Raw genomic sequence first — 2594 nt, 5'->3', positions numbered from 1 at the left:
GAGCGACATGGAGATCGACCTGGCGGTCGCCGCCCATGCGCGGCGTGCCGAGATCGACCTTGTATTCGTTGACCGGCGAGTTCGACGAGCGCACCTGGTCGATCAGCGCCAGCAAGGGGCTTCCGAACGGCACCAGCTCCTTCAGCGACTGCCGCTTCAGGAACTGCGTCGAGATATCGAAGAAGGCTTCGGTCGCGATATTGGCGGCGACGATCTTGCCGTCCGGCCCGATCATGAGCACAGGGTTGGGAAGTGCATCCAGGATCGCATCGCTGTCGGACGGAATCGGCCGACGATGTTCAGCAACTGAGCTCATGCAGCAGCGCTCCATGCGAAGTCGTCGAAGGCATCTTGCAGTGACCGGTGGACGAGACCCGGATCCTCCGAGGTGAGGATCTTCTGGCGCCAGGATTTCAGCTTCTCCGCCGGCGCGCGGCTCGCATCGGCTGCGACATCGAGCGCCCAGCCGAGGTGCTTTCGCGCGTGCCGCAGGCCAATGCGCAGACCGTAGAGCGCGCAGACGCCTTCATAGAGGGTACGGACGTAGCCGAGCTGCGCCTCGAGCGACGGCACGGCTTCGGCCGCCCCGCCCTTCAGGCGGCGGCCGATCTGGCCGGGCAGCCAGGGCTGGCCTTGCGCGCCGCGGCCGATCATCACGGCATCGGCGCCGGATGCATCGAGTGCGGCGAGCGCCTTCTCATAGGACGTGATGTCGCCGTTGACGACGAGCGGCACGGAGATCGCCTCGCGCACCGCGCGGATCGCATCCCAGTCGGCCTCGCCCTTGTAGAACTGGCAGCGGGTGCGGCCGTGCACGGTGACGAGCTTGATGCCGGCAGCTTGCGCGCGCCGCGCCAGTTCCGGCGCATTGCGGCTGCGATCGTCCCAGCCGAGCCGCATCTTCAGCGTGACCGGCACTTTGACGGCTGCAATGGTCGCGTCGATCAGGCTCACGGCATGGTCGAGGTCGCGCATCAGCGCCGAGCCGGACTGGCCGCCGGTGACGTGACGGGCCGGACAGCCCATATTGATATCGATGATGTCGGCGCCTTCAGCTTCCGCGATCCGGGCCCCCTCCGCCATCCAATGCGCTTCGCAGCCGGCGAGCTGGACCACATGCGGACCGATGCCGGTCGCTTCGCAGCGCAACCGCGACATCGTATGGCCATTGACGAGATCGTCGCTGGCGGTCATTTCGGACACGACCAGACCGGCCCCGAGCTCGGCTGTGAGCCGGCGGACGGGCGAGTCAGTCACCCCCGACATCGGTGCCAGGAAGACCGGAGTAGCGATTTCAATGTCGCCTATTTTCAACGGCTTAGAGCCTGATCTTGCCGGGCCGGTCACAGTGGTCTCGTTGCCTTGGCAGGGCTTGATCGCGCTGCCATGATCTATCTTGCGCACAATTCTTGTGCAGTCAAGCGCCATGCCTACAGTTTAGACAGTTCTGCAGATCTTTCAAGTGCAGTGCAACAAATTGCTGTTTCCCACAATCCGGGGATACCCCCTTTTTTTGCGGGCCTGCCGTGCTAGAGGCATGCCGGCAATCACCCCACTCCCGACTCCTCACCAGCAACTGAGTATTTGAGTCCTATGGCGAAATCAGAGCGCACCGCAGTCGTCCTCGTCGCAGCCGGACGCGGGCTGCGCGCAGGCGCTGGCGGGCCGAAGCAATATCGCTCGATCGGCGGGCAGCCCGTGATCTATCGTGCCATGGAAGCCTTCAGCCGCCACGCGGACGTATCAGCGGTGCAGCCGGTGGTGAACCCCGACGACAGTGCCATGTTCACGGCAGCGGTCGCAGGACTTAAGCACGAGCCGCCGACCAGTGGCGGTGCAACGCGGCAGGCGTCCGTCCTCGCCGGATTGGAAGCGCTGGCAAAACACAAGCCGGACATCGTCCTGATCCACGACGCCGCGCGGCCCTTCGTTTCGGAAGGCGTGATCTCCCGCGCGATCGAGGCGGCCAGCCGCACCGGCGCCGCGATCCCCGTCGTCCCCGTCACCGACACCATCAAGGTCACCGGCGCGAATGGCGATGTCGAGGACACGCCGGACCGCTCGCGCCTGCGAATCGCGCAGACGCCGCAATCCTTTCGTTTCGACGTCATCCTCGAGGCGCATCGTCGCGCGGCGAAGGACGGGCGCAGCGATTTCACCGATGATGCGGCGATTGCCGAATGGGCGGGATTGACGGTTGCGACCTTTGAAGGCGATGTTGCCAACATGAAACTCACCACTCCCGAAGACTTCGTGCGCGAGGAAGCGCGCCTGGCCAGCCTGCTCGGCGACATCAGGACCGGCACGGGCTATGACGTCCACGCCTTCGGCGATGGCGACCACGTCATGGTCTGCGGCGTGCGCGTGCCGCACAGCAAGGGGTTTCTGGCCCATTCCGACGGCGACGTCGGCCTGCATGCGCTGGTCGACGCGATCCTCGGCGCGCTTGCCGACGGCGACATCGGCTCGCACTTCCCGCCGAGCGATGCCAAGTGGAAGGGCGCCTCCTCCGACCAGTTCCTGAAATACGCCATCGAACGCGTCGCGCAGCGCGGCGGCCGCGTCGCCAATCTCGAGGTGACGCTGATCTGCGA

General features: G+C 65.5%; 3 protein-coding genes. 1 reads left to right on the top strand and 2 read right to left on the bottom strand.

Annotation, left to right across the window (positions count from 1 at the left end; genetic code table 11):
* Positions 1-316 (bottom strand): PAS domain-containing protein (locus ACXJL8_RS38685; protein WP_456686779.1); only part of this gene is annotated, 316 nt, incomplete at its 3' end.
* Positions 313-1314: a tRNA dihydrouridine synthase DusB gene (gene dusB / locus ACXJL8_RS38680; RefSeq protein ID WP_456619075.1), complete on the bottom strand. Its 1002-nt coding sequence runs from the start codon at positions 1312-1314 to the stop codon at positions 313-315. The genes ACXJL8_RS38685 and dusB, both read right to left, overlap by 4 nt.
* Before the next feature lie 279 nt (positions 1315-1593).
* Here dusB and ispD point away from each other — a divergent pair.
* The coding region (gene ispD, locus ACXJL8_RS38675; RefSeq protein ID WP_456686778.1) for a 2-C-methyl-D-erythritol 4-phosphate cytidylyltransferase at positions 1594-2594 on the top strand (1001 nt) is incomplete at its 3' end.

Source organism: Bradyrhizobium sp. P5_C11_2 (assembly GCF_054049755.1).
This window is presented reverse-complemented; position numbering and strand designations above follow the sequence as displayed.